This is a genomic window from Burkholderiales bacterium (assembly GCA_013695435.1).
Lineage (GTDB): Bacteria > Pseudomonadota > Gammaproteobacteria > Burkholderiales > JACMKV01 > JACMKV01.
Genome location: JACDAM010000082.1, coordinates 22945 through 44711, shown reverse-complemented (window position 1 = coordinate 44711; position 21767 = coordinate 22945). Strand labels below are relative to the sequence as shown.

General features: G+C 61.0%; 24 protein-coding genes, 1 tRNA gene and 2 pseudogenes. 13 read left to right on the top strand and 14 right to left on the bottom strand.

What is annotated here, in order from left to right; genetic code table 11:
- Positions 1 to 65: 65 nt before the first annotated feature.
- The 6 genes and pseudogenes from H0V78_05040 to H0V78_05015 all read right to left on the bottom strand — a co-directional run bounded on the left by H0V78_05040 (position 66) and on the right by H0V78_05015 (position 5257).
- The gene (locus H0V78_05040; protein ID MBA2351161.1) at positions 66 to 1142 is read right to left on the bottom strand and encodes a patatin-like phospholipase family protein; all 1077 of its coding nucleotides are present in this window, start codon (positions 1140 to 1142) and stop codon (positions 66 to 68) included.
- Positions 1143 to 1184: 42 nt separating this feature from the next.
- A pseudogene (locus tag H0V78_05035) lies at positions 1185 to 1928 on the bottom strand (acetoacetate decarboxylase).
- Positions 1929 to 1954: 26 nt separating this feature from the next.
- A complete protein-coding gene (locus H0V78_05030) occupies positions 1955 to 3391 on the bottom strand; it encodes a dihydrolipoyl dehydrogenase (protein ID MBA2351160.1) in 1437 nt (478 codons plus the stop codon).
- Complete coding sequence (locus H0V78_05025; GenBank protein MBA2351159.1) at positions 3391 to 4161, bottom strand: 3-hydroxybutyrate dehydrogenase; 771 nt, start codon at positions 4159 to 4161, stop codon at positions 3391 to 3393. Before H0V78_05025 ends, H0V78_05030 begins: the two co-directional genes overlap by 1 nt.
- Before the next feature lie 126 nt (positions 4162 to 4287).
- The gene (locus H0V78_05020; GenBank protein ID MBA2351158.1) at positions 4288 to 4815 is read right to left on the bottom strand and encodes an AhpC/TSA family protein; all 528 of its coding nucleotides are present in this window, start codon (positions 4813 to 4815) and stop codon (positions 4288 to 4290) included.
- Between the two features lie 241 nt (positions 4816 to 5056).
- On the bottom strand, positions 5057 to 5257 hold the full coding sequence (locus H0V78_05015; protein ID MBA2351157.1) for a hypothetical protein: 201 nt from the start codon (positions 5255 to 5257) through the stop codon (positions 5057 to 5059).
- Between the two features lie 208 nt (positions 5258 to 5465).
- Between H0V78_05015 and H0V78_05010 the strand changes: the two are divergent.
- From H0V78_05010 to rpmG, 3 genes and pseudogenes are all read left to right on the top strand, one after another.
- Positions 5466 to 5636 (top strand): annotated as a pseudogene (locus H0V78_05010) (hypothetical protein).
- Positions 5637 to 5755: 119 nt separating this feature from the next.
- On the top strand, positions 5756 to 5992 hold the full coding sequence (gene rpmB / locus H0V78_05005) for a 50S ribosomal protein L28 (protein MBA2351156.1): 237 nt from the start codon (positions 5756 to 5758) through the stop codon (positions 5990 to 5992).
- Positions 5993 to 6043: 51 nt separating this feature from the next.
- The gene (gene rpmG, locus H0V78_05000) at positions 6044 to 6199 is read left to right on the top strand and encodes a 50S ribosomal protein L33 (protein ID MBA2351155.1); all 156 of its coding nucleotides are present in this window, start codon (positions 6044 to 6046) and stop codon (positions 6197 to 6199) included.
- 179 nt (positions 6200 to 6378) lie between these two features.
- Here the strand turns inward: rpmG and H0V78_04995 are convergent, their stop codons facing one another.
- The 6 genes from H0V78_04995 to purM all read right to left on the bottom strand — a co-directional run bounded on the left by H0V78_04995 (position 6379) and on the right by purM (position 12236).
- Positions 6379 to 7548, bottom strand: a complete 1170-nt coding sequence (locus H0V78_04995; GenBank protein MBA2351154.1) for a fatty acid desaturase — start codon at positions 7546 to 7548, stop codon at positions 6379 to 6381.
- Between the two features lie 146 nt (positions 7549 to 7694).
- The gene (locus H0V78_04990) at positions 7695 to 8288 is read right to left on the bottom strand and encodes a phospholipase D family protein (protein MBA2351153.1); all 594 of its coding nucleotides are present in this window, start codon (positions 8286 to 8288) and stop codon (positions 7695 to 7697) included.
- A gap of 14 nt (positions 8289 to 8302) precedes the next feature.
- Positions 8303 to 9598 (bottom strand): RsmB/NOP family class I SAM-dependent RNA methyltransferase, encoded by a 1296-nt coding sequence (locus H0V78_04985; protein MBA2351152.1) that lies wholly within the window; start codon positions 9596 to 9598, stop codon positions 8303 to 8305.
- A gap of 169 nt (positions 9599 to 9767) precedes the next feature.
- The gene (locus tag H0V78_04980) at positions 9768 to 10484 is read right to left on the bottom strand and encodes a DUF3108 domain-containing protein (GenBank protein ID MBA2351151.1); all 717 of its coding nucleotides are present in this window, start codon (positions 10482 to 10484) and stop codon (positions 9768 to 9770) included.
- Entirely contained in the window at positions 10481 to 11173 is a 693-nt protein-coding gene (locus tag H0V78_04975; protein MBA2351150.1) for a phosphoribosylglycinamide formyltransferase, read from the bottom strand. The genes H0V78_04980 and H0V78_04975 overlap by 4 nt, the downstream gene beginning before the upstream one ends.
- Before the next feature lie 13 nt (positions 11174 to 11186).
- On the bottom strand, positions 11187 to 12236 hold the full coding sequence (gene purM, locus H0V78_04970) for a phosphoribosylformylglycinamidine cyclo-ligase (GenBank protein ID MBA2351149.1): 1050 nt from the start codon (positions 12234 to 12236) through the stop codon (positions 11187 to 11189).
- A gap of 77 nt (positions 12237 to 12313) precedes the next feature.
- Between purM and H0V78_04965 the strand changes: the two genes are divergently transcribed.
- The 10 genes from H0V78_04965 to H0V78_04920 all read left to right on the top strand — a co-directional run bounded on the left by H0V78_04965 (position 12314) and on the right by H0V78_04920 (position 20873).
- Complete coding sequence (locus tag H0V78_04965; GenBank protein ID MBA2351148.1) at positions 12314 to 13414, top strand: AI-2E family transporter; 1101 nt, start codon at positions 12314 to 12316, stop codon at positions 13412 to 13414.
- Between the two features lie 36 nt (positions 13415 to 13450).
- Positions 13451 to 14122 (top strand): DnaA regulatory inactivator Hda, encoded by a 672-nt coding sequence (gene hda / locus H0V78_04960; GenBank protein ID MBA2351147.1) that lies wholly within the window; start codon positions 13451 to 13453, stop codon positions 14120 to 14122.
- Positions 14123 to 14176: 54 nt separating this feature from the next.
- The gene (locus tag H0V78_04955; GenBank protein MBA2351146.1) at positions 14177 to 14830 is read left to right on the top strand and encodes an HAD family hydrolase; all 654 of its coding nucleotides are present in this window, start codon (positions 14177 to 14179) and stop codon (positions 14828 to 14830) included.
- A gap of 222 nt (positions 14831 to 15052) precedes the next feature.
- The gene (locus H0V78_04950) at positions 15053 to 16015 is read left to right on the top strand and encodes a GGDEF domain-containing protein (protein MBA2351145.1); all 963 of its coding nucleotides are present in this window, start codon (positions 15053 to 15055) and stop codon (positions 16013 to 16015) included.
- A gap of 159 nt (positions 16016 to 16174) precedes the next feature.
- The gene (gene pcnB, locus H0V78_04945; GenBank protein ID MBA2351144.1) at positions 16175 to 17536 is read left to right on the top strand and encodes a polynucleotide adenylyltransferase PcnB; all 1362 of its coding nucleotides are present in this window, start codon (positions 16175 to 16177) and stop codon (positions 17534 to 17536) included.
- A complete protein-coding gene (folK, locus tag H0V78_04940) occupies positions 17533 to 18072 on the top strand; it encodes a 2-amino-4-hydroxy-6-hydroxymethyldihydropteridine diphosphokinase (GenBank protein MBA2351143.1) in 540 nt (179 codons plus the stop codon). The genes pcnB and folK overlap by 4 nt, the downstream gene beginning before the upstream one ends.
- Positions 18062 to 18706 carry a deoxynucleoside kinase gene (locus H0V78_04935; protein MBA2351142.1) on the top strand — a complete coding sequence of 215 codons (645 nt, stop codon included), beginning with the start codon at positions 18062 to 18064 and terminating at the stop codon, positions 18704 to 18706. The genes folK and H0V78_04935 overlap by 11 nt, the downstream gene beginning before the upstream one ends.
- A 23-nt stretch (positions 18707 to 18729) precedes the next feature.
- On the top strand, positions 18730 to 19539 hold the full coding sequence (gene panB, locus H0V78_04930) for a 3-methyl-2-oxobutanoate hydroxymethyltransferase (protein MBA2351141.1): 810 nt from the start codon (positions 18730 to 18732) through the stop codon (positions 19537 to 19539).
- A gap of 37 nt (positions 19540 to 19576) precedes the next feature.
- Entirely contained in the window at positions 19577 to 20419 is an 843-nt protein-coding gene (locus H0V78_04925) for a pantoate--beta-alanine ligase (GenBank protein MBA2351140.1), read from the top strand.
- Between the two features lie 73 nt (positions 20420 to 20492).
- Positions 20493 to 20873 (top strand): aspartate 1-decarboxylase, encoded by a 381-nt coding sequence (locus tag H0V78_04920; GenBank protein ID MBA2351139.1) that lies wholly within the window; start codon positions 20493 to 20495, stop codon positions 20871 to 20873.
- Positions 20874 to 20941: 68 nt separating this feature from the next.
- On the opposite strand, the gene H0V78_04915 is transcribed toward H0V78_04920, so the two are convergent.
- Together H0V78_04915 and H0V78_04910 are read right to left on the bottom strand one after the other, a co-directional pair.
- A complete protein-coding gene (locus H0V78_04915) occupies positions 20942 to 21346 on the bottom strand; it encodes a hypothetical protein (GenBank protein MBA2351138.1) in 405 nt (134 codons plus the stop codon).
- Positions 21347 to 21678: 332 nt separating this feature from the next.
- Positions 21679 to 21765 (bottom strand) — tRNA-Leu (locus H0V78_04910).
- Between the last annotated feature and the right edge of the window lie 2 nt (positions 21766 to 21767).

Here is a 21767-nt window from a genome sequence, read left to right as displayed (position 1 = left end):
TCGATTCCCGCCGCCCCACCATCACTGAGTTTTCAAGCCTCTGAAAATTCAAGAGAAAGCGCCCCTCAGTGGCGCTTTTTTCTTGCCGTATAGGAAGGATAAACCGCCTTTTCGCGCGGCGGGAGTTCCTCCTGGGCGGTTCCTCCTGGGCGTTCGTTGGCCCCGATCGATGCGACCGTCTCGTCGAGCCAGCGCGAGGCCGTGTCGCGGCCAAGGTCGCGCAGTTTGGTCAGGAACGCCCATTCCGTGTTCATCTTCGACGACACGCCCAGCGGTTTCAGTTCCGCCTGGTTCTCGATGACATGCACCCGCACCTGGCGGTAGTCGTCTGCCGACAATTTGCCTTCTCGGATCAGCCGGTCGACGAAGTCTATCGCGCGGAGCTCCTTGAGCAGGCTGCCGTTGAAGCTGATCTCGTTCATCCGGTTCTGGATCTCCTGCGCGGTGCGCGGTGCGCCCTTTCGCTCGATCGGATTGATCTGAATGACGACGACATCATCCGTGCCGGTCTGTCCGTGAAACGGGAAGAGCGCCGGATTGCCCATATAGCCGCCGTCCCAATAGGGAACGCCGTCGATTTCAACGGCCTGATAGAGGGTGGGCAGGCAGGCTGAGGCCATCACCATATCGGCCGTCAGCGCTTCGCGCGGGAAGACATTGACCTTGCCGGTCTCCACATTGGTGGCGGAGACATACAGCTTGAACGCGGTGCATTTGCGCACCATCTCGAAGTCTATGCTCTTTTCCAGCAGGTCGCGCAGCGGATTGATGTTCATCGGATTGAGTTGATAAGGCGATGCCACGCGGGACAGCGAATCCATCGCGTGATAGACCGGATTGTGATCGAGCCCCCAGTAGCCGGTCAGAACATCGTATGGCGTACGGCGCAGAGCGCTTGATTTGGCGCCCTCGCTCATGGTCCGCCAGAAACTGTCGAGGGCTTTGCGCGCGCCTTCCGGCCCGGCGCGGGTGTAGCCGTCGGCCAACGCCACGGCGTTCATCGCTCCGGCCGAGGTGCCGGACACGCCGGCAATCGCCAGCCTGCCGTCCTCGAGGATGCGGTCCAGCACCCCCCAGGTGAAGGCGCCGTGTGCGCCGCCGCCCTGCAGGGCGAGGTTCACGGGTTTCGGCTTTTCGGCCATGGGGTCACATCCTTCCGATATGGTGCGGCCGAAGCGGCCGCTTCAGGCGAGGTAGTCGTGCACGACGCGGCCATAGGGCAGCGACAGGTCGGCGATGATGTGCTGGCCTTCGACTATCCGGCGCACCGGAAGATCGGCCACCGGCGCATTGACATGCGGCACGAGGTGCAGCCGGGCGCGACCGCGCCAGGACCCCTTGACGGTAATCTTGGTCATCTCGAATGCGACAAGTTCGGCGACCCGCGGCCTGCCGGTCACGCAGGGGATCAGCTTCAGGTTCACCGTGGTCTTGGCAAGCTTCTTCGCGCAGTCGTTCGGGTCGTCGCAGGCGGTGTCGTGCTTGTAGACCATCGTGCCCATCGCCACCCGCTGCCCGGCATAGGCCAGCGTGCCGGTCAGCGTGTCCTTCTCGACCCGCAGATCCGGTTCGCCCCAGCGCTTGGGAAAGCCCCAAATCTCGCGGCCGGCGGTGATCGGCGGCTCGTCGTTCAGAAACATCATTGCGGTGTAATTGACCGGTTTTCCGTCCAGCAGACAGGGAATGACGATGCCGGATTCCGTGTAGGCGCCGAAACCGGAGCTGTCGGGCATGTCGATCCACTCGTAGACCGCAGTGTTCGACCCGTCGGGTTCCAGCGGCTCGGGGGACCATCGCACGGATCGCTTCGGGGTCACTTCAGTAGACGACGTTGAAGTATTGCCGGTCAATAAAGCGATAGGGACCGAAGGGATAGCTCGGGTTCCGGGCGGCATCCCCGCGAGGGACAGGATTTCGTTCTTGTTCATGGCTGTGTGTCCAGTTCTGAGCGGCGTCAGGCGCCGGGGCCGCAGTCGATGCTGCGCGGGGGGTTTTCGGATCTGCGGCCCAGGTTCAGGCTGAGATTGCGCAAGGCGGTGCGCAGGCCCTCCTCGATCACCGGGTGGTAGAAGGGCATGGCCAGCGCGGTTTCCACATCCATTCGGGCCTGCACCGCCCAGGCCAGCAGATGCGCCAGATGCTCAGCCCTCGGTGCGGCCATCTCGGCGCCAAGCAGACGGCCTGTGTCGCGCTCGGCGTAAACCCTCAGCAGCCCGCGGTTCTGGCGCAGCACGCGCGCCCGCCCCTGATCGGCGAAATCCACCTCGCCGATGGCGAAGTCGCAGGAGGCATCTGACAATTCGGCGAACGATGCGCCAACAGTGGCGATGTTCGGATCGGTGAACGCGATGGCGAGCGGCGTGCGCCGCGGATGGGTCGCGACTTCGGGGTATCGCCCGGCGTTGTCGCCCGCGATACGACCGTCGTCCGCCGCCTCGTGCAGCAACGGAATGCGGGCGGCGACATCGCCGGCGAAGAAGATATGCCCCGCCTCGGTCCGCATCGTCAGCGGATCGACCTTTGGCATCCCGCGACCATCGAGCGTGAGGCCCGATGCACTGAGGTTCAGCCCGTCGAGCGCGGGCTTGCGCCCTGTCGCGGCCAGAAGCCAGTCGAACCGCTCCTCGCGGCTTTCGCCATCTTCTGTGGACCGCACGATCACTTCGTCACCCTCACGCGCGATGTCCTGCACGTCGGCATCCGGGTCGAACGGCAGATCGGCGCCGATGGCTACGGCGGCGGCCTTGCGCACCGCGGGGTCGCTCAAATGGCCCACTCCGCCACCCTTGCCGAACAGCCGGACGCGCACGCCAAGCCGGTGCAGCGCCTGCGCCAGTTCCAGCCCCAGCGCACCGCCGCCGAACACCGCGACAGCCTTCGGCAGATCGGTCCAGCCGAACACGTCATCATTGACGATCAGTCGGTCGCCCGCCGCGTCTAACGCCTTCGGCCGCACCGGAATCGAGCCGGTAGCGACGACGATGCGCGCGGCGCGCAGCGCCTCGCCGGTGTCAAGCCGCAGGGTATGCGGATCCTCGAACCGGGCGCAGCCCTTCAGGCGGTGGGCGGGGTCGATGGCCTCTACTGCCTCCAGCACAAAGCCTATGAAACGGTCGCGCTCGCGCCCTACCCTTGCCATGACTCTGGCGCCGTCGATGCGGGGCGCAGCGGCGTGAACGCCAAAACCGGCGGCCTCGCGCACAGCCTCGGCTGCCTCGGCCGCCGCGATCAATAGCTTGGACGGCATGCAGCCGACCCGCGCGCAGGTGGTCCCAAAGGGTCCGCCCTCGATCAGCACCAGATTATCGGTGTGCTTGCGCGCGGCACGAAATGCCCTCATGCCCGCCGTGCCCGCGCCGATGATGGCGACATCGACCTCGCGCATGGGCATCAGTCCATCCGCCAGCCGTGGCTGACCACGATGCTTTGCCCGGTCAGCGCGTTGCTGGGGAAGGTGGCAAGGAACAGCGCGGTGTGCGCCACGTCCTCGACCGTGGTGAATTCCTTGTCCACCGTCTCGCCCAGCATGACCTTGTTGACGACATCCTCCTCGGAGATGCCGAGATCCTTCGCCTGTTCGGGGATCTGCTTTTCCACCAGTGGCGTCTTCACGAAACCCGGGCATATCACGTTGGTGCGCACACCTTTTTCGCCGCCTTCCTTGGCGATGGTCCGCGCGAGACCGAGGATGCCGTGTTTCGCGGCGACATAGGGCGCCTTGAGCGCCGATGCTTCCTGCGAGTGGACCGACCCCATGTAAAGGATGGTGCCCGAGCCCTGCTTGTACATCTGCGGCAGCACCGCCTTCGATGTCAGGAATGCGCCGTCGAGGTGGATGGAAACAACCTTGCGCCATTCGTCGAAGGTAAATTCCTCGATCCGCTTCACCATCTGGATGCCGGCATTCGAGAGCAGGACGTCCACCCGTCCATAGGCTTTGAGCACCTTGTCGATACCCTGCTCCACGGCGTTCGGGTCGGTCACGTCCATGTCGACGCCCATGTGCCCGTCGCCGAGCGCCTTTGCGGCTTCCTTCGCCGCGTCGAGGTCGATGTCGGCGATCACCACCTTGCCGCCCGCTCTGGCGAAGCATTTGGCGGTCTCGAGGCCGATGCCGCTCGCGCCGCCGGTGACGACGCAGACATTTCCATTGAGTTTCATTATGGTTTCGCCTTCATTGCTCGTGGTGAGTGTCTTGGGTCCCGTGTGCGGGGTCGGGCCGGGAACAGGCCGAGGGGCGCGGGCGACTGTCAGCCCCCGGCGCGCATCGGCGTGTGGAAGCGACCTTCAGGCCGCCAGTTGGCCGCGGATCGGATAGTCATTGTCGCGGACGAACTTCAGCCCCTTGGCGAGGCCCGCGAGGTCGGGCCGGGCGAAGGGCGCGTTCGAAATGTCCACGACCTGAAGCAGGCCGTCGGCGTTGATCACGAACACCCCGGGTTCCGCGAAGGGGCGGTAGGTTTCCTTTTCCGAGCGCGGCTCCGAGACATAAAGACCGAGGACCTTCATCTGATCCACAGTCAGGCCGTAACCGACGGGAAATGTCACGCCGATCTCGTCAGTGAAGGCGCGCGCCCGATCCTCGGGATCGCCGGAAACCGCGATGACGCCGACGCCCGCCTTGGCGAATTTAGGCGCGGTGCGCTCGAGCTCCGCAAGGTAGGTCTTGCAGATCGGGCAGTGCTTGCCGCGATAGACCACCACCATCTGCCAGCCATGATCGTCCACGGGCTCGCCCAGCCGCAGATCGCCGCCGCCGAGGCGCGACACGGTGACATCGGGAAGGCGTTCGCCGGATTTGAGTTTTTCAGTCATCGTAATATCCTTGTTTGGTTCGCAGGATGAAATGCGCCGACTCCTCGTCGACGCATCGGTGATCGTTGCCTTGGGCATCAAACCAGATGGCAGAGCGCGACACTATCCGGAGTGTCGGGCCGGAGATGCCCCGTTTGCAAGCCGGAGACAGGACCCGGAATCTTTCCGCCCCCACAAGGCTGGTGTTCAGCGACAGAAGGCGCAACCGTCCTGACGAGATCGTTACACGCGCCGCAGCGCCTCATGTCGCGTTCAGGGAGCCGCGGTGCAGCAACAAGCCGTAAACCGCGCCGAGAACGGCCCCGAATCCGAGATGCATCACCAGCGTCATGACCGGCGCCATCAGTACGCGCGATATCCCGATCGCAGTTCTGACTCGCTGGAGGGATTCGACGCATGACGAGCGTCCGAGGAACGATAAAATCAGTCTGAATCCAGCCATAAAATCAGCCGAAACGATCTGGGGGTATTCATGGGGGCTATCCGGCGTTTAGCATTCTAGCGCGTTGATTAATAAGGCGGTGTGATTGTCGCCGCCTCCACCAATAAATTACGAGTTTGCCTGAACCGAAAGCGGGTATATCTGCGGGTAAGTAAATAACCAAGCAATTAAAAAATGATATAAATAACAAAGGATTATGCAAGTTATTGTGATTTTCGCCCATAATCACCCATCCGGCGCCGCCGAGCCGAGCAATGCCGATCAACTGCTAACACAAGCGCTGAAACAGGCGCTTGCTCTTGTCGACATCAAGGTGCTCGATCATTTCATTGTGGCCGGTGCCGGCACTTTGTCGTTCGCCGAAAGAGGGTTGCTTTAGCAGTCGGCAGGAAGGCCTGGCTTGAGGCATGAGCGCTTATTATGGTATAAAGCACGCTTTCTCAAAAGCGGGCCGCCGGAAGTTCAGGCGCCGCACGCAGAGCAAGGTCTGTAGCAATCATGGCGCGAATTTGTGAAGTAACCGGCAAAAAACCTTTGACCGGCAATCATGTTTCGCACGCGAATAACAGGACCAAGCGGCGCTTTCTGCCGAATCTGCAGAACCGTAGATTCTGGGTCGAAGGCGAAAATCGCTGGGTCAGCTTGCGCCTGTCGACTGCAGGCTTGCGTACGATAGACAAAAACGGCATAGACGCCGTGCTCGCCGACATGCGGGCGCGCGGCGAGAAAATCTAACGCCAGCGCTTATCACCAGTGACTTAACAACAGCGAATCCAGGAGCAAGCGATGCGCGACAAGATCAAGCTCGAATCAACCGCGGGCACCGGGCATTTTTATACGACGACCAAGAACAAACGCACGATGCCGGAGAAGATGGAAATCAGTAAATACGATCCGGTCGTGCGCAAGCACGTCAAATACAAGGAAACGAAATTGAAGTGATGTCATTGTAGGTTAGCCGGCTTTTACCCACCGCCTTAAAAGGAAGAACAAAGCCCGCTGCACGCGGGCTTTGTTCTTGGCGGGGATTTCTTCGGTATCTCTCGTATAAAACTTCTTCGCCAGAAACCCGCAACTAAAAAAGCCCGCATCATGCGGGCTTTTAGCGTTGTTGAACGAGCTCACGTGTAGCAGCGCAGCTTCCTGGAAAACTCCTGCAGCGGTGCGATGCCGCTCGCTTCGGCGCGCCGGCACCAGTCCTGAAGATGGCTGACGAGTTGCTCCTTGCTCGCCGTAGACCGTTGCCATAGCGCGGACAGATCCTGCCGCATCGCATAGACCGTCGACAGTACTTTGCTGTGGCGCAAAGCCTCGTCGAATTCGGCGCGTTCTTTCGCTTCAAGGTCCTTCGCATCGCTATGCAGCCAGCGCTTCATGGCATACAGGTCAAGGCTCGAATTCGAAGCGCGCTGCTTCAGTTTGACGAGTTCCTCAGTGCAGGTGCGGCGCAAAGATTTCGCGTATTTCGCCAGCACGTCGTAGCGATGCGTAATCACTGCCTGCAAGGTTTCAGCGTCGCATTCGGTTTTCATCGTATTGAAGCGGACCTGCGGCGCTTTTTTCTTGACGCGCGCCAACCCGACCGTTTCCATCACGCGAATGTACAGCCAGCCGATGTCGAATTCATACCATTTGTTCGACAGCCGAGCCGACGTCGGGTACGAATGATGGTTGTTGTGCAGCTCTTCGCCGCCGATCAAGATACCCCAGGGCACGATGTTGCGCGCCGCATCGTCGCATTCGAAATTGCGGTAGCCCCAATAATGGCCGACGCCATTGACGACGCCAGCCGCGAACACGGGGATCCACAGCATCTGGACGCCCCACATGCTGATGCCGATCGGACCGAACAGGACGACATCGACGATCAGCATGATCGCAATTCCCCACACGCTATGCTTGGCATAAAGATGGTGCTCGATCCAGTCGTCCGGTGTGCCCTGACCGAAGCGCTCCAGGGTTTCCGCATTCTTCGATTCGACTTTGTACAGCTCGGCGCCTTCCCAAAAAACCTTGCGCAAGCCGAGCACTTGCGGACTGTGCGGATCTTCCGGTGTTTCGCATCTAGCGTGGTGTTTGCGGTGCACCGCCGCCCATTCCTTGGTTTCCATGCCGGTTGTCAACCACAGCCAGAAACGGAAGAAATGGCTGACAATCGGGTGCAGATCGAGCGCGCGGTGTGCCTGATGGCGGTGCAAAAAAATCGTAACAGCCGCGATCGTGATATGGGTTAGCGCGAGCGTCACGACGATGTAGCCCCACCACGGTAGATCGATCAATCCATTCAGCACGTTAAGTCCTTGAAGTTGGCAAAAACAGCAATTGTACGCGAGTTCGCGAGTTTATAGGACTCGCATGGGGCGTTTTGGTTTCGGCCGCCCACGCCGGGAACACACGAAACCGTAGTATGGCAGGTTCCGCGGATGAATTCTGTGCGTTACCGCACCTTGTCGGAGGCAGGGCGGTAAAAGCGCGCATGGTTGCGATGCCGTTTCCAGTTATCCCGATAGGCGTCCGACAGGACGGCGCGGCCGTGAATCACGAGTACGTTTTCGGCGTTCTTGAACTGCGCGGCGTGTGTGAAGTTGTAGCTGCCGGTGATCAAACAAGTTTCGCTGCCGCCAGCGTCTATGACCATCACTTTATCGTGCGCCGAATCGTGCGCGCTATCGAGAAAAACAGGCAAGCCGGCAGCAGCGAGATCCTTGATGACACTGGTGCGAATCTTGTCGACTTGTCCGGCATCGGCCAGAATCTGGACGTCTACGCCGCGCCGTTTTGCCGCGATCAGCGCATTGGCGATGCGGCGATGGGTGAAGCTGAAGGCCTGCACGAGGATTTGCCGGCGCGCATTGCGAATGGCCTTGATGATGAGTTCATCGGCCGCATCGCCGGGTGTGAACGCGTATTCGATCAAGCCGGCCGAAGTGATCCTGGGGTCCGCGTCCGGCGCCGGTTGCAAAGCGCCGGCGGTAAGTGGCGTGAGTAGCGAGTTCAGCAGGATTAAAGCCGCCAATAATGGTCTGGGCATGAGCGGAAATGGTTTCAGTCTGTTTTTTCCAGCGCTGCCGCGAAGAAGCCGTCGGTCGCATGCGTGTGCGGCAGTAACTGAAAATATTCGCCGGTATCGAGCGCGATGCCGTTGCGCGCAAGCAGTTCAGCTGCGCCAAGAAGCCGGAAAGCGGAATTGCGATCGAGAAAAGCGGCGACGATGTCCTGATTTTCTTCCGGCAGAAAACTGCACGTCGCGTAAACCAGTCGCCCACCTTTTTTCAATAACGCCGACGCTGCCTGCAAAATGGCGCGCTGCTTGTCGCGCAGTTCATCGAGGCCGGCCGGCGATTGCCGCCACTTTAAGTCTGGATTGCGTCGCAGCGTTCCGACGCCGCTGCACGGCGCGTCGACCAGAACGCTGTCGATCTTGCCGGTCAGCCGTTTTATCTTGATATCGTTTTCGTTCTGGATCAACTGTGGATGCACATTGCTCAAGCCGGATCGCTTCAAGCGCTGCTTGAGATTCGCCAGCCGTTTCTCCGAAACATCGAGCGCATAGAGCCGGCCCTGCGACTGCATCATGGCGCCGAGCAGCAGGGTTTTGCCGCCGCCGCCGGCGCAAAAATCGACGACCATGCTGCGGCGTTTGGGTGCTAGAACGAAGCCGATCAACTGACTGCTCTCGTCCTGAACCTCGATTTTGCCCGCGGCAAAGAGCGGATGACGATTGAGCGGCGGACGGCCCTGGACACGGATGCCGATCGGCGAATAGGGCGTCGGCTCAGCGGCCAGGCCGTCGGCCTGCAAAAGCCGCAACACTTCGTCGCGCTCGGCGAGCAGGGTGTTGACGCGGATATCGAGCGGCGCCGGCTGCATCAAGCCGCGCCCGAGCGAAACAATGTCATCGTCATTCATGAAGCCGGAAAGCTTTTCACTCAGCCAGTCGGGCAGTTCGGCCTGCTCGGCGAGCGACAGATCAGCAAGCGAGACCGCTTTCAGATTCGCCACCCACTTCGCTTCCGATTCGGAGAGACCCGGCTCGAGCTCGCGCGCATTCAACCCCTCTACCTTCGCCAGCCACGCCAGAATCATATGACGCGGACCATGGAGCGCCTTGCTGCCGGGAGCCGCTTTTGTCTGGCCGGCTTTGAGCATCAAATGATCGATCAGACGGCGCCTGCGCAGCACGCCGAAAACAGCGTCCGCGATGAATCCGCGTTCGTTCTGCGACAGCTTCGCGTGGTCCCGAAAAAACTGGTGCAAAACAGCGTCGGCCGGCTTTTCGAGCGGCAGCACCGCGCGCAGAGCATCGACAGCGGTATCAAGGCCGTGACGGGTTACGCGCATCGCTGTTTTACGGACAATGCGCCGTGCAGAGAATGAACGATGCGAGAATGAACGATGCGAGAATGAACGATGCGCGGCGTGACGAAGCTGAAATTCCGGCCCGCCCCACGCCCGTAAATTGTCGCGAGCAACCGCAGCGATGCCGGGCCCGGCAGATCGGCAGCCGGCTTCAATAACGGATCTTGGTGATGACCTGGTCGAGCGCGGGCTTGCCATCCTCGGCGACCAGGAGGCGCACCGGCAACAAATGATGATCGAGCGCGAGCCACAGCTCGGTGCGGCTGTCGTCGTCGTTTTCGCGTTGCTTGATGAGATGCAGCGTCTGCAATTCGCCGATCGGCGTTTTCAGCTTTTCCCGCCCGGCGAGCACATAGTCGTAAGTCTTGATGCGCTTGCCGTCGGTCATCGCAATGGAAAGCTTTTTATCCGGTGTCTGCGAAAAGGCAAAGCTGAAAGGAAAGCTCAGACGATCGAGCGTGTTTTTTTCGAGCGGCAGTCTGGTCTCGCGGCCTTGGCGCAGCAGGTTGAGCGATGCCGCATCCCAGTTGAAGGTCGCCACGGTTGGCGCCTTGCCGCCGCGCCGGTCGCGATATTCCTCGGGGCGCAAGCCGTTCGCCGTGATGCTGCCGCGGCTCGATTGCTCGATGGCGTCCTTGTTGAACAGCGCGAGCAGGCCTTTCGGCGTCATCTGGTTGGTGATCGCGTATTCGGCGCCGTCCCTCGTAACCGTCTGCTCGGCCACGCCGACGACACCGCCGCCGCTGGTGATTTCATAGCTGAGGTTTATCTTTTCCGGCAGATTCGGGGCCGGCGAATTGGCCGCGGCCGCGAACGCGGCTACGGAAAGCACCAAGACTGCGATCACGGATTCAACGATGTTGGTCATGTCGTGAGGTTCGGAAAGTTGGTGTTCTGATTCACGGCGGTGTCATCCACCGCGAAGCCGACCTCGCCGCCGACCGCGACACGCACGCGATTGCCGGTAATGCGCAGCCGGTTCCCGGCAAACAAGCGTAACGCCAACGGGTAAATCCGGTGCTCCTGTTCGAGCACACGCGCCGCCAGGCTGGCTTCGGTGTCGTCGTCTTGGACCACCACGGCGGCCTGTGCGATGATCGGCCCGTTATCGAGCGCCTCGGTCACAAAGTGCACGGTGCAGCCGTGAATTTTTACCCCGGCTTCCAGCGCACGGCGATGCGTGTGCAGTCCGGGAAATGCGGGCAGCAATGACGGATGGATATTCATCATGCGGCCGGCATAGCGCGCCACGAATCCGGCCGACAAGATGCGCATGAATCCGGCCAACACGATGAGCGCGGGGTCGAATTCGTCAATTGCGGCAGCGAGCGCATGGTCGAAGCCGGCGCGCTGATCGGGCGGCTCTTGCGATGGGCCGGCGCGATGTTCGACAACGCGGCTCGCGATGCCGCGCCGACGCGCGAGTTCGAGGCCGGCTGCGGCCGGTTTGTCGCTGATCACGCAGGCAACGCGCAGCGGCAAGCCGGCATCGATCGCCTCCAGAATTGCCCGCAAGTTGCTGCCTCGTCCGGAGATCAGGACGACGATGTTTTGCATCAGGGCTCAGACGTCAGTCCATCACAACAGTTCTCGCCTGATCCGGTTGGCGCGCCGCGATGCTGCCGATGCGCGCAGCGGATTCATGCGTATTGCGCAGGCATTGCAACGCGCGCGCCTCATCCTCGGCGGCAACGATCACGACCATGCCGATGCCGCAGTTGAACACGCGGTGCATCTCCTGCTCGTCGATAGCGCCTTCGCGCTGCAGCCAGTCGAATAGCGGCGGCCTGATCCAGCTCCGTTTATCCAATACTGCGCGTAACCGATCGGAAAGAACGCGCGGAATGTTTTCGAGCAAACCACCGCCAGTAATGTGCGCCATGCCTTTAACCGGTACGGCCGCGATCAATTCGAGCAGCGGCTTGACGTAAATGCGCGTCGGCGCCATCACCGCATCGGCCAGCGGCTTGCCGTGGAAGTCGGCGGCGAGGTCGATGCCGCGCGTTTCGATAATTTTGCGGATCAGCGAATACCCGTTGGAATGCGCGCCGGATGAGGCCAAACCGATGACAACATCGCCGGGCACAATATCGCGGCCATCGACGATCGCGCTTTTTTCGACCACGCCGACGGCAAACCCCGCGAGATCGTATTCGCCGGCCGGGTACATGCCGGGCATCTCAGCGGTTTCGCCGCCGATCAGCGCGCAGCCGGCCTGTTCGCAGCCGCGCGCAATCCCGGCAACGACGCGCGTCGCGACATCGACATCGAGTTTGCCGCAGGCGAAATAATCGAGAAAGAACAGCGGCTCGGCGCCCTGCACCAGAATATCGTTGACGCTCATCGCGACCAGATCAATGCCGACCGTATCGTGCCGACCCAGTGCGAACGCGAGCTTGAGTTTGGTGCCGACGCCGTCGGTTCCGGAAACCAGCACCGGCTCGCGATATTTTCTGGAGATTTCGAACAGCGCGCCAAAGCCGCCAATGCCCGCCAGAACACCTTCGCGCAACGTTTTCCGGGCGAGCGGCTTGATGTTTTCGACCAGTTGATCGCCGGCGGCAATGTCAACGCCGGCGGCGCGGTAATCGAGGGGTTCGGCTGCGGAGGAGCGTTTCAAGGGCTGGCCTGGAGTTCGTGCTACTCGCTTGGTTTATACTGTCGGCGCTATGCCTTTCCCGTCCGATTTTAACCCAAATGCATTCTGAACGGCCCGCCAATACCGTCTGGTGGGTCGTGCTCGCGGCGCTGGTGGCGTGGCTGATCTGGGTCCTGAGCCCGATCCTGACGCCGTTTCTGTTTGCCGCGATCCTAGCCTACATCTGCGATCCGCTGGTCGACAAGCTCGAAGCGCGAAAAGTCCCGCGCGCGCTCGGCGTAACGCTGGTCATGCTGATGCTGCTCGGGCTGTTCGTTCTGCTGATTTTTATTCTTGTGCCGCTTTTTACCCAGCAGGCCGCTACCCTGATTCAGCGGCTGCCGGGCTCGATCGACTGGCTGACGAAAAGCGTAGAACCGTGGTTTGCGCGTTACGGAATCGAACTCGACTTGAGCCGTTCCGGGATCAAGGAAGCGCTAATGGAAAACTTGCCGGCGGCCGACGGCTTGGCATCGAAAGTACTGCCCTCTTTGCGAACGGGCGGCGTGGCGCTGCTGAATTTTGCCGTCAATTTTGTGCTGGTTCCGGTCGTGCTGTTTTACGTATTGCGCGACTGGGACGAAATCATCAAAGGCCTGGCCGAGGTCATCCCGCGCCGCTGGTTCGGCCAGATCGCGCACCTGGCGCGCGATATCGATGTCGTACTCGGCGAATTTTTGCGCGGCACGCTGTCGGTGATGCTGTTGATGAGCGCCTATTATGTGACAGGATTGTGGCTGGTCGGCCTCGACTACGCGCTGCCGATCGGCATCGTATCGGGCATTCTGGTGTTCGTCCCGTTTCTGGGGGCGATCGCCGGTTTCGTGTTCGCGACGCTGACTGGCATTCTGCAGGTTCAATCCTTCACCGGCCTGATTCCGATCTGGATCGTTTTCATTATCGGCCAGTTGCTCGAAGGCTATGTCGTCACGCCGCGCCTGGTGGGCGAGCGCATCGGCCTGCATCCGGTGATGGTGATTTTCGCGCTGATGGCATTCGGCCAGTTATTCGGATTTTTTGGCGTGCTGCTTGCGCTGCCGGCGTCAGCGATGTTGCTGGTCGGCTGGCGCCATTTGCGGGCTAAATACGTGTCCAGCGATCTTTACGGCACTCGCCCCGAGCATGTGATCGTCGACGCCGATGGCGAAGATGCCGTTTGACGCCCACGTTCTGCCAGCGGCCGCCGATCTGCGCGCATGAAGCAGCTCGCTCTCGATATCGCGCCGCCTGCGCCGCCGGATTTCGATAATTTCATCATTGGCCGCAACGGCGAATCGCTGCAGACGCTGCGCGATTTTGTCGCCGGCAAGTCGCCCGAGCGGTTGGTTTATCTGTGGGGCAAACCGGGTTCGGGCCGCACGCATTTGCTGCGCGCCGCCGTGGCGGCCCGACGCGGCGCGCGCTATCTCCATTGCGCGGACCAGCCCGGGTTGATCGCAAAAGACGCGTCGCCGCTTGCGCTCGATGATGTGGAACGGCTCGGCGAAGCGAGCCAGATCGAATTGTTCAATCTATATAACGCCAAGCCGCAAACCTTGCTGCTCGTCGCTGGCAGCATTCCGCCGGCCCAGCTTGCGCTGCGTGAAGACGTGAAGACGCGATTATGCGCAGGATTGACCTACCAGGTGCATGCGCTGTCGGACGCCGAAAAAATTGCCGCGCTTGCGCGTTGCGCCGAGGCGCGCGGCTTGAAGTTAAGCCGGGATGTCGGCGATTATCTGCTGCGCCATACCCAGCGCGATATGCGCTCGCTGCTCGCGCTGTTTCACGCCGCCGACATCATGGCGCTGGCCGAGAAGCGCGATATCACCGTGCCGCTGATCAAGGCTGTGCTGCATAGCGCGCTGCCGCTCGAGACGCGTGACTGAATCCGCGCTCGGTGTGCGGTCGGCTTGCGCAGCGCAGTGTTGAGGTAGCCCTGCATGCGCCTTGCGTTGTTCGATCTCGACAATACGCTGTTGACCGGCGACAGCGATTTCGAATGGGCGCAATTTCTGATCGAGCAGAATGTGCTCGATCGCGAGGTCTATGAAGCGCGCAATCGCGAGTTCTATGCGCAATACCGGGACGGCACGCTCGACATACACGCGTTTCTCGATTTTCAGTTGAAGCCGCTGTCGCGCCATCCTCGTGCGCAGCTCGATGTCTGGCACCGCGAATTCATGGCCCGGAAAATTGCGCCGCTGATTACCGCGCCGGCGCGGGAGCTGATCGACCCGCATCGCAACGATCTGTGTGCGATCATCACGGCGACCAATCGCTTCATCACGGCGCCAATCGCCCGTGAGTTCGGCATAGACGAACTGATAGCGACCGAAGCCCAGGCAATCGACGGCGAATTCAACGGCAAGGTCGAGGGCGTGCCGTGCTTTCGCGAAGGCAAACCGGTGCGCCTCCGGCAATGGCTGGCGGCGCGCGGGCAAACGCTTGAACAATTTGACGAAAGCTGGTTTTATAGCGACTCGGCCAACGATCTGCCGTTGCTTCGCGCCGTAAGCCATCCGGTCGCCGTCAATCCCGACGAAGCTCTCGCACGCTATGCCGCCGAGCACGCGTGGCGGACAATCAGATTCTGACGCCGGGTAAGTCGTTGGAAGTGAGGAAGCTCTGGATATCTCCATTGCAGTCATCCTCGCCCCGATTCAAATCATTCGAGGGCAGGCTGCAGCGGGAACCCAGAGGCTTGCACAGTTGGATATTAACAACCCCGGATTCCCGTAATGCGCGGGAATGCCACTCGGATCTGCGATTCCCTGGATGCGCAGTTTGAAGATGACAACCCTGGCAAGAGGATAACAATGGCGAACGCAATGGCAAGTGACAGCGAGAAAGACAGCAGCAAAGACGCCAGCACAGACGGTGATGCGGTCGCGAACTCCCCGTTGTTTCGCGGCGCCGACATCGCTGGCCTGGCGCGCCTGCTCGAATCATGTCAGGCCCGTGACCTGCAGCTTGGCGATACCATCCAGTCATCCGGCGACGAGGTCGACAAGCTCACCATTCTGTTATCCGGCCGACTGCAAATGGACAGCGACTCGAGTTCGCTGAGTTTGCAGCCCGGCGATTGTATCGGCGAGACGGCGGTAATGGGCGGCAAGGCGACTTTCCGCGTCGCTGCCTCGCGCGACTCGCGCGTGCTCGAAATTCCGGCGCAGACGCTGCGCGAGATGACGAATGCATCGCACGAAGTTGCGCGCAATCTGTTCGATCTGCTGAGCAGAAACCGCGAGCGCGAAAACGCGCAGGTCGAGCCGGGCCAGCTCGATGCGCAGCAACGTGTCACCAGCGTCGATATGGTCACCGGTCTGCACAACAGCGCGTGGCTGCACAAGGCATTCACGCGCCAGATGCAGCGCTGTACGCGAGACGGCAAAGGCTTGACCTTGATGATGGTCGATATCGATCGTCTGCGCGACCTGAACGAGCGTTTCGGGCGGGAGGGCGGCGACCGCGTGCTGGCCAACGTCGCGCAAACTCTGTCGACGCACCTGCGGCCCGGCGATTTGCTCGCGCGTTTCGGCGACGAAGATTTCCTCCTGCTGCTGCCGGGCACCGACATCAGTCAAGCGGTGCCGGTCGCGGAACGCCTGCGCAATGCCGTCTCGCGCGCGCGCATCGCCGACGACGAATCCGAGACGGTTACCATCTCGCTGGGTTTGGCGCAAATGTCATCCGAGCAAACGCTGGGTTCGCTGATTGCGTCGGTCGATGCCGCACTGCATCGGGCCAAAACCCAGGGCCGCAATCGCGTCGCGAGCTGAGCCAGCTCCCGGCATTGCGATATTTTCAGCGCCGCTAGCCGGGATGCCGAGGCGCGACGCCGATCCGCAGGCGATGTCGCCTTTTCCTGTTTTCCCCTGACGTTTCGGGCCCTGCTGCGCGCGGCTGTCTTGCTCGAGCCTGTATAATTTCCGTCGTTCATGATCCGTAAATTCCTGCAGCGCGTGTTTGCCAAAACCCCGGCCCAAAAACCGCTCGGGGCGCCGGCGATCCTGAAGCGCGCCGAGCACGGCGTCGGGCGTGAGCGGATCAGCGCGTGCGCGGTCAAAATCACGTCAGGTCTGCAGGCGCAAGGTCACAGCGCGTTCGTGGTCGGCGGCGCCGTGCGCGATCTGCTGCTGGGCCGCGATCCCAAGGACTTCGATGTTGCGACCAGCGCCAACCCCGAGCAGGTGCGCGCGGTGTTCCGGCGTTCGCGCATCATCGGTCGGCGCTTTCGTCTCGTTCACGTCATGTGCGGGGCCGATACCGTCGAGGTTGCCACGTTTCGCGGCGCTGCTGAAGTCGCGGCAGGCAGCGCGCTGAATGCCGATGAGCACGGCCGCATCCTGCGCGATAACGTATTCGGCAGCCAGCAGGAAGATGCGGCGCGGCGCGATTTCACCATCAATGCGATGTTCTACAACCCCGCGACCGAGGAAATTCTCGATTATCACGATGGCTATGCCGATTTGCAGGCGATGACTTTGCGCGTGATCGGCGAGCCTTCGCAACGTTATCGCGAAGATCCGGTGCGCATGCTGCGCGCCGTGCGTTTGTCGGCCAAGCTCGGCATGACCATAGCTGACGCAACGCGCTCGCCGATCGCCGAACTCGCGCCGCTGCTGCGCCACGTTCCGACCGCGCGCGTATTCGACGAAATGCTCAAGCTGCTGCTGTCCGGACACGCTGCCGAATGCATCACGCGCTTGCGCGACGAGGGCTTGCATCACGGTCTGCTGCCGATGCTCGATGTGATTCTCGAACAGCCGATGGGCGAGCGCTTTGTCATGGCCGCGTTGAAAGCGACCGATGCGCGCGTGCTTGCCGAGGCCCCGGTATCGCCGGGATTTCTGTTCGCCGCGCTGCTCTGGCATGAGGTGCTGGCGGCGTGGAATGCCGCGCAGCAAGCGGGCACGAAATCGGCGCCGGCGCTGTTTGTGGCAATGGATCAGGTCATCGATTCGCAGGCCGAAAAACTGGCGATTCCGCGCCGTTTCGGCGTCACCATGAAGGAGCTGTGGACGTTGCAGGCGCGTCTTTTGAATCGTTCCGGGCGCCGTCCTTATCGCATGATCGAACATCCGCGTTTCCGCGCCGCGCTCGATTTTCTGGTGCTGCGCTGCGCCAGCGGCGAAGTCGAACCGGAGCTTGGTGAATGGTGGCAGCGTTTTGCCGAAGCCAATGAAGGCGAGCGCGCGTCGATGCTGCTGTCGGACACAGAGCCGAAACGGCGGCGCCGTCGGCGCTCGAAAAAACCAGCCAACGTGGAAGCGGCGCCGTCCGAGCCCGCCGAGCAATGAGCGCGGCAGGGGGGCAAGTCGAGGTGCGGAGGAAAAACCGCGAAGCGCAAGCCTTCATTGCGCTGGGCAGCAATCTTGCCGATCCGCGCACCCACATCGAGCAGGCATTCGATGACTTGCGCAGCTTGGCGGACAGCCGCTTCGTTCGCCATTCTTCCTTGTACCGAAGCGCACCGGTCGGCTATACCGATCAGCCCGATTTCATCAATGCGGTCGCCGAGATCGCCACTACCCTGGCGCCACAGGCTTTGCTCACAGCCCTGCTGGACATCGAAAAACGCCACGGCAGGGTACGCGAATTCGTCAATTCTCCACGTACTCTGGATCTCGATTTGTTGCTCTACGGCGATCTTTCGCTGAACGAGCGCGGTCTGATTCTGCCGCACCCGCGCATGCACGACCGCGCTTTCGTGCTGGTGCCTTTGGCCGAAATCGCGCCGGATACCGTTATCCCCGGCATAGGCGGGATTAAACAACAGCCGAATTGCAATCCAGAATTCTTGATTAAACTTGATAACAAGCACGATGGCTCTTGATAAATACCGCTACATCGCAATCGAAGGTCCGATCGGCGCCGGCAAAACCAGCCTGGCGCGCCAGATCAGTGAACGTTTCGGCGCCGCGCTGTTGCTGGAAGATCCGGACGCCAACCCTTTTTTGCCGGGTTTCTATCGCGATCTGCGGCGCTACGCGCTGCCGACGCAACTGTTTTTTCTGTTTCAACGCATCGAACAACTCGATGGCCTGACGCAAAGCGGCCTGTTCCGGCGTTCGACAATCGCCGATTTTCTGCTGGAAAAAGACTTGCTGTTTGCGCGGCTGACTTTGAACGACGACGAACTGCGTCTGTACAACGAGATCTATCGGCATCTGCAGCCGCGGGCATTGACGCCCGATCTTGTCATCTATCTACAGGCGTCGCCGGCTACGCTGATCGAGCGAGTAAAACGACGCGGACTGCACTACGAGAAAGGCATTACCGAGGACTATCTGGCGCGGCTGACGGAAAGCTACAGCCGCTTTTTCCATCAATACGATGCCGCGCCGCTTTTGATCATCAACAGCGATAACCTGAATTTCGTCGACGAGCCGCCCGATTTCGATTTGCTGATCCGGCAAATCAACGAGATGCGCGGGCAACGCGAGTTCTTCAGTCTGGGTCTGGCCTGAGCCTGTTCACCTTCGTATAGCCGATGCGGACAACACTCCTTACCTTGCAAAACATGGCGCGCGACGGCGCCAAGATCGCGGCGCTGACCTGTTACGACGCGAGCTTCGCGGCGCTTCTCGACGCCGCCGGCGTCGACCTGCTGCTGGTCGGCGATTCGCTCGGAATGGTATTGCAGGGGCACGATTCGACTTTGCCGGTCACCGTCGCTGACATCGTTTATCACACAACGAGCGTCGCGCGCGGCGCGAAGCGCGCTTTCATCGTCGCCGACATGCCGTTCGGGAGTTACCAGGCGAGTCCGGCCGCGGCCTTCGACAACGCGGCAAGATTCATGGCCGCGGGCGCGCACATGGTCAAGATCGAAGGCGGTCAGGCGATGTGCGAGACGATCGAATTTCTGACCCGGCGCGGCATTCCGGTCTGCGGCCATCTTGGTCTGATGCCGCAGTCGGTGCATCAGGCGGGCGGTTATCGCGTGCAGGGCAGGGGCGACGCGGATGCTGCGCGCATGCTCGAAGATGCGCGCAGCGTAGCCGGCGCCGGGGCGGGCATGCTCGTCCTCGAAGCGATACCGGCGCCGCTTGCCCGCGATATTACCGGGGCGCTCGCAATTCCGACCATCGGCATCGGGGCGAGCGTCGAGTGCTCCGGCCAGGTGCTGGTGCTGCACGACATGCTCGACATCTATCCGGGGAGGAAAGCGCGCTTCGTGAAAAATTTCATGCAAGGCACGGACAGCGTGCGGGCCGCGATCGAGGCGTATGTCACAGCGGTAAAAGCTCGCACCTTTCCGGCTCCCGAACATTGCTTCCCGGGAGAGGGAAATGCGTAAACGGTAACAGGTCGCCAAGGGAAGCGGATCGCAAGCAATGGAAATAATCGCGTCAATTTCCGCTTTGCGCGAACATCTTGAAAGCAAGGATTCCGTCGCGCTGGTGCCCACCATGGGCAATTTGCATGAAGGCCATATTGCGTTGATGAAGCTCGCGCGCGAGCATGCGGGTACGGTTGTCGCGAGTATTTTCGTCAACCGTCTGCAGTTCGGTGGCGGGGAAGATTTCGACCGTTATCCGCGCACGCTGACCGAAGATTGCGCCAAACTCGCCGGCGCCGGCATCGATATCGTATTCACACCCGATGAGAACGAGCTGTATCCGGCGCCGCAGCAGGTTTTTGTCGAGCCGCCGCCCATCGCCACCGATTTGTGCGGCGCGTTCCGGCCCGGGCATTTCCGCGGTGTGGCGACCGTCGTGACAAAGCTGTTCAACATCGTCCAGCCCCGGTTCGCAGTGTTTGGCAAAAAAGACTACCAGCAGTTGCACGTCATCCGCGCATTGACCACCCAGCTCAATTTGCCTATAAAGATACTCGCCGCAGAGACGTTGCGGGCCGATGACGGCCTCGCGCTGAGTTCGCGGAACCGCTATTTGCAGCCCACTGATCGCGCCGAAGCAGCGCGTTTGTTCAGGGTTTTGCAGGGAATAAAAAGCGCTGTCGCGGGCGGCGCCAGCAGCATCTCCAAACTCGAAAACATCGCCAAAATAGACCTTGACACCCACGGATGGCGCGTGGATTATGTTGCACTGCGGGAGAGGGATAGTTTGCGTCGTGCAGAGGTCAAAGACATGCGACTTGTGGCATTGGCGGCGGCCTGGATCGGCAACACCAGGTTGATCGACAACGTCGAGATCGATAGAGATCGAATCGGCTGACGCGGTGCGGCGCTTGGTGCCGTTCCCCAGATTCAAGAGGTGGAATTGAGAGCGGTCTATTGCGAGGAATGTCATGCAAAGAACCATGTTGAAATCGAAGCTGCACCGCGTGACGGTTACCCACTCGGAGTTGCACTACGAGGGTTCCTGCGCGATCGATGAAAACCTGCTGGACGCTGCCGACATCCGCGAATACCAGCAAATCGACATCTACAACGTGAACAACGGCGAGCGCTTCACGACGTATGCGATACGTGCAGAGCGCGGTTCAGGAACGATTTCGGTCAACGGCGCGGCAGCCCACAAGGCAAGCCCGGGCGACCTTCTGATTATCGCCAGCTACGCCGTTTACAACGAAATCGAGTTGCACAAATTCGCGCCGCGGCTGATCTACGTCGATGCGCATAACCACATCATCAGCGAGCGCAGCAGCATCCCCGTTCAAGCAGCCTGAGAATCGCTTCACGGTTCGACAAGGGCTACGGCTACTTTCGTTTCATCCCGGCTACCGCTGCTCTAAAATCAAAGACCCTGTTCCAGCGTTTCGTTCAGCTTCGCCTCGGCTTCGCCGGCTTTTCGCATGCCGTTGACCAAATCCGCTTCGGTTTCGGCCAGTGCTATTTCAAGCTGTTTGCGCTTCTCCAGTTCCTGCTCCAGCGCGGCGCTGGTCGCTTTCAACGCTTCCGCCGATTCACGGACGGCGATTTCCATAACCTGCTCGCTGACATAGTCGCTCAAAACAGTTTCAGCCAACGAAAGGGCGCTATTCGATCCAGCGAGCGCTTGGTGCAGGCCGGGTTCGGTATCGCGCATTTCTGCGCCGAGCTTTTTACGCTGGTCGAGCTCCTCGCGAAGCGCGGAGTGCGCGTCGGCTAGCGCGTCGGCGGATTCCCTGATTGCAGTTTTGGTATTTTTTTCCGGATTCATCGGCGCTTCCTTGAGTTGGTAAGGGGGCGGAACTGAATCTTCGCGTATGCGGGTTATCGATCGCCGTCGTCGAACCGGCCTCGGGATCAGCGCCGGTCTTATCCCTTGGTCGCTGGCGCCGGGAGGGGAATCGAACCCATGGCGCGTTCAGATTCTAGCTCCGGCTCACGGCCTGCGGCCATGATCCTGCACTGAAATCCCGCACGCAACTTCGTCGCTGGTGCCGGAATCGAGCCCCGATGGTGTCTTCAGGATTTTAGCTTCGGCTCACGGCCTGCGGCCATGATCCTGCACTGAAATCCCGCACGCAACTTCGCACGTAACTTCGTCGCTGGTGCCGGGAGGGGGAATCGAACCCCCATGGTGTCGCCACCGCGGGATTTTGAGTCCCGTGCGTCTACCAATTCCGCCATCCCGGCAG